A 4,535-nucleotide genomic window follows, 5' to 3' on the forward strand; every position below is an offset into this window, starting at 1 on the left:
CGCCGTTACCGCCGCTGGTAAAGAATCCCACGCCAACCAGTTTTGGGATAAATGCGATTCGCTCTGCGGCATAAGCGTTGAGAGTGAACGCCGCCAGGCTAAGGGTACTGATTACGGCAATTTTTTTAATGCTCTGAATAGTCATGTACTTTTCCTTTATGGCAATGGGTTTTAGGCCTGCCGGATAGCGCGACGACGCGCCAGCCAGTCTTTGATTTGCTGACGATGCAGGCTGACAGAACGACCTACGACAACGACAATGAGCAATGCGCCGGAGAGGGCGCTGGATACCTGATTGGGCACGCCAGCCATCTGCAATCCCTGCTGCAGATAGCCCACCAACAGCGCGGCGATGGCGGTACCGAGAATTGACCCGGAGCCGCCGTAGATATTGGCGCCGCCCAGGACGACCGCTGTAATAGCTGGCATCAGGAAAGAGGCACCCAGATCGGAACGTGCAGAGCCGAAGTAAGAGACCAGCAGCACCGCCGCGACCGCCGACGCAAAGCCGGTCATCGCGTACAGCGCGTACAGCGTCCGGTTCACCGGGATAGCGCTATACAGCGCCACGCGGGGGCTCTGCCCAATCAGGAAGACATTGCGTCCGGCGTGGGTCCGGTGCATCAGCAACCAGAAAAAGATCACGCTGACGAGAAAGAAGATCAGGGGGACGGGCAGACCCAGCACATCGAGATTGGCAAAATCGGTGAAGCCCTGCGGGAAGCCGCCGATACCTTCATAACCGGTCGCTCCCGCCATCCCCGACAACAGCAGTGCGCTGCCGCCGAACAGGTATAACGTTCCCAGGGTGATGACCAGCGGGTTCACACCGGTGTAGATAATCAGTCCGGCGTTGATCAGTCCGCACAGCGTGCCCAGCGCGAGCGTCAGAAGAATGGCCAGCGGCAGCGGTACGCCGCCCTGGAACATCACGCCCAGCGCGATGGCGCACAACCCCATCGTCGAGCCAAAGGAGATGTCGATCCCGCCGCTGACGATCACCATGGTTAAAGGCAGGGCGACAATGCCAATGCAGATAAAGTCGCTGGTGCTGAACAGCAGGACGTTCAGATCCAACAGGCGTGGGTTCAGGGCGCCGAATCCCAGAATTTCAATCACCAGTAGCGCGGCGAGCGCCAGTTCCCAGCCGTAACGATGTAAACGAGTCATCAGGCAACCTCACGTTTTTTGGCAGTGCGCACAGAGTCGGTGTTTTTTGCCGACGGACGCGGTTGGGGCGGCGGCGTGAAGCGGGCATATTTTTGCCGACGGATATTGCGTTCCAGCGCGCAGCGCAACCGGCCGTCAAATACCAGCACCGCCAGCAGGACCAGACCGGCAATAAAGTCATTCCACCACGCCGGAATGCGCAGCAGGACCAGTACGCTGTCGATTTGCGTAAGGAAATAGGCACCGAGCACGGCACCAATGATCGTCCCGGAACCGCCCAGCAGGCTGATGCCCCCCAGCACGCAGGCGGCAATGGCTTTCATTTCCAGCCCGGTTCCCGTCTGATTCGGGATAAAGCCAATCTGTGAGGCAAAGACGATCCCGGCCAGCGCTGCCATGCAGCCATTGAGCGAAAAGGCCAGAATCCGAATGGCTTCGGTACGCACGCCCAGTTGCCGCGCGCCCTGTAAATTATCCCCGGTGGCATAAAAACAGCGACCAAAAGCGGTTTTTGCCAGCAGCCAGGCCATCAGCAACATCAGCAGCAGGGTCAGCCAGCCAATGGCGGAGATACCGAGGAAAACCGGGGCGGAGAGTTGCTTGAGTTGTGCCGGTAATCCTTCAATCCATTTACCGCCCGTCCACAGCAGCATGACGCCGCGATACAAGCCAAGCGTGCCCAGCGTGGCGACAATCGCCGGGATCTTCAGCCAGGCGACCAGCACGCCGTTGATAAACCCTGCCAGCAGTCCCAGCAGCAGCGTCGCCAGGCAGGCCACCGGCAAGGGATACCCCGCGTTCAGCAACAGCCCCAGCAGTACCGCGCACATCCCGGTGATCGATCCGACCGACACGTCGATGTTGCGGGTCAGCATCACCAGCGTGGCGCCCATCGCCAGCAGCATGAGGATTTGGGCGCTGCTGAAAATCATTGTCAGCGTCTGAACGCTGAGGTACTGGCTGTCCAGCATCCCTGGCAGCACGAACAGCAGCAGCACGGCTAACAGGGCGGTGGCCTCGCGGTTATTCTGGATAAATTTCAGCATGGCGCCTCCCCGGAATGTGGTGTAACCCCTGACGTGCGGTCGCCAAACGCCACGTGCATGATGGTGTCGACATTAATCTCGTCGCCCTGCAGGGCATCGTTGCCCGTTTCCCCTTGATGCATGACGTAAACGCGATCGGCCATCTGTTCTATCTCCTCCAGATCAGATGAGATGAACAGCACCGCGACGTTCTGAGCCGCGATACTGCGGAGCAACTGATAGATGTCGTTACGCGCCGAGACGTCCACACCACGCGTTGGTTCATCTACAATCAGCACCTGCGGCGAGGCTTCAAGGCATTTGGCGATCAGGATTTTTTGCTGATTACCGCCAGAAAGCGTGCGGGCAGGCTGTTCAGGATCGTTAAGCTTGATATTAAGCGCGCGGCGATAGCGTTCGAGCGTGGCGCTGTCTTTGGCCGGATTAGCCCAGAAACCGCTGTGGTTGTGGGTTAATGCGCAAACATTCCACGCCAGCGAGGCATCCAGATTCAGCCCTGACGATTGCCGGTCCTCCGGCAAATACACCAGACCGTGCTGTAGACGTTCGCGGGTGGAAAGTGAGGAGATATCCTTGCCGCCGAGTACGATGCTTCCGGCCCGTAGCGGTCGTAGCCCGTAAAGCGTTTCGGCAAGTTCGGTACGTCCGGCACCGACCAGACCGGCCAGACCTAAAATTTCCCCGGCGCGAACCTCGAAACTGACGTTCATAAACCCTTCGCCAGTCACATTCTCAAGACTCAACACCGGCGTGCCCGCCTCGTGCTGCGGACGGTTGCCGGGCAATTCCAGCCACAGTTTTTGCGTCGCGCTCAGCGCGTTGGTGCGTGAGGCAGGCGTGATGGCCTGGATAATCTCGTCCGTGGTTAGATCCGCTGTTTTTCCGGATAGCGCAATGATGCCGTCCCGCATCACGCTAATGTAATCCGCTATCTGGCGTATCTCTGGCAGCTTGTGGGAGATAAAGACGATCCCTACGCCAGTGCTCAGCAATTCACGCAGGCGGCTGAATAAACGATCGGTTTCCGCAGGCGTCAGTGAGGCGGTGGGTTCATCGAGGATCAAAATTCGTGAATCGCGCATCAGTCCGCGCATGATTTCGACCATTTGCCGGTCGGCCACATCCAGTGAACCCGCCGGGCTGTTGATATCAAACTGGCAACCCAGCGCGGTCAGCATCGCCGCCATTTTTTGCGCCGAGCTCTGGTGTTTGGGCAGACCAAAGAGAATATTCTCCTTTACCGTCAGGCTGGGGAAGAGCAGCGGCTCTTGCGGGACAAGGTAGATGCCTAACTGATGCGCCAGAATGGGCGTCAGTTTTGTACAGCGGGCTCCCTCAATCTCAATGATTCCGCTATCCGCAGGAGTAATGCCGGCGATGATTTTCATCAGCGTGGATTTCCCGGCGCCATTCCCGCCCAGGAGCGCATGGACTTTGCCTTTGCGTAAGACAAAATCAATCCCTTTCAGGACGTTGACGCCGGAATACTGCTTGCAGACAGACTGCGCGCTGAGTAGTGGGGCGATCTTTTCTTGACTCATTTGCATGCCACCTCCGTTCGGCCTGGGTAGAATCAGGTTGAACAAATGTATTGTGCGATTCGAATTGTTCATAACCTTATGACCTAACTGCTCATAAAACCGACGAATAGATCACGTTTCATGCTAAAATGATCGTCAATATTAAATTTGTTCAAACGAAAGCCACTGAAATGTGGGTTTAATCACAGTTATTAACGACCAATGAATGAACAATTGTGTTCAGGAATTCGATATGTTCAAAGTGAAGACAGAATGATGACTATTAATGACCCGATGATTTCCGAGCAAGGGATGTGTGAAGAAGAGCTGGTGGCACGTATTGCGTGGTTCTATTACCACGACGGTATGACGCAAAGCGACATCAGCAACAGACTGGGGTTGACGCGGCTTAAGGTGTCGCGCCTGCTGGAAAAGGGGCATCAGTCCGGGATTATTCGCGTACAGATTAATTCTCGCTTTGAAGGCTGTCTGGAATATGAAACCGAATTACGTCGTCGCTTTGACCTGAATAATGTGCGGGTCATCCCGGGACTTCCCGGCGCGGATGCATGTGTTCGCCTGGGGATCGGCGCTGCGCATATGTTGATGGAGTCACTCCAGCCACAGCAGATTCTGGCGGCGGGCTTCGGCGAAGCGACCATGAATACCTTAAAACGGCTCTGTGGGTTTATTTCTGCTCAGCAAATTCGCCTGGTGACGCTGTCGGGTGGCGTGGGGCCTTACATGACCGGGATTGGACAACTCAACGCGGCCTGTCCGGTCAGTATTATTCCGGCGC

The 4,535-nt window shown here is 56.7% G+C and carries 4 protein-coding genes and 1 pseudogene; 1 reads left to right on the top strand and 4 read right to left on the bottom strand.

Annotation, left to right across the window (positions count from 1 at the left end; all coding sequences use genetic code 11):
• From AB7E14_RS20865 to lsrA, 4 genes and pseudogenes are all read right to left on the bottom strand, one after another.
• Window positions 1-145, bottom strand: a pseudogene (locus AB7E14_RS20865) (autoinducer 2 ABC transporter substrate-binding protein LsrB); the annotation flags it as partial.
• A gap of 26 nt (window positions 146-171) precedes the next feature.
• Window positions 172-1,170: an autoinducer 2 ABC transporter permease LsrD gene (lsrD, locus tag AB7E14_RS20870; RefSeq protein ID WP_061069583.1), complete on the bottom strand. Its 999-nt coding sequence runs from the start codon at window positions 1,168-1,170 to the stop codon at window positions 172-174.
• Window positions 1,170-2,216, bottom strand: a complete 1,047-nt coding sequence (lsrC, locus tag AB7E14_RS20875) for an autoinducer 2 ABC transporter permease LsrC (RefSeq protein WP_042999274.1) — start codon at window positions 2,214-2,216, stop codon at window positions 1,170-1,172. Before lsrC ends, lsrD begins: the two co-directional genes overlap by 1 nt.
• Window positions 2,210-3,757: an autoinducer 2 ABC transporter ATP-binding protein LsrA gene (lsrA, locus tag AB7E14_RS20880; protein WP_428169889.1), complete on the bottom strand. Its 1,548-nt coding sequence runs from the start codon at window positions 3,755-3,757 to the stop codon at window positions 2,210-2,212. Before lsrA ends, lsrC begins: the two co-directional genes overlap by 7 nt.
• Before the next feature lie 255 nt (window positions 3,758-4,012).
• Here lsrA and AB7E14_RS20885 point away from each other — a divergent pair.
• Window positions 4,013-4,535, top strand: a 523-nt coding sequence (locus tag AB7E14_RS20885) for a sugar-binding domain-containing protein (protein WP_428169890.1), incomplete at its 3' end; no start/stop codon positions are given.

The sequence above is a fragment of the Citrobacter sp. genome (assembly GCF_050252275.1).
Lineage (GTDB): Bacteria > Pseudomonadota > Gammaproteobacteria > Enterobacterales > Enterobacteriaceae > Citrobacter_A > Citrobacter_A amalonaticus.

Bases quoted from the DNA above. Each gene is read 5' to 3' on its own strand.
- lsrD (WP_061069583.1), bottom strand. From the start codon at position 1,170: ATGACTCGTTTACATCGTTACGGCTGGGAACTGGCGCTCGCCGCGCTA.
- lsrA (WP_428169889.1), bottom strand. From the start codon at position 3,757: ATGAGTCAAGAAAAGATCGCCCCACTACTCAGCGCGCAGTCTGTCTGC.
- lsrC (WP_042999274.1), bottom strand. From the start codon at position 2,216: ATGCTGAAATTTATCCAGAATAACCGCGAGGCCACCGCCCTGTTAGCC.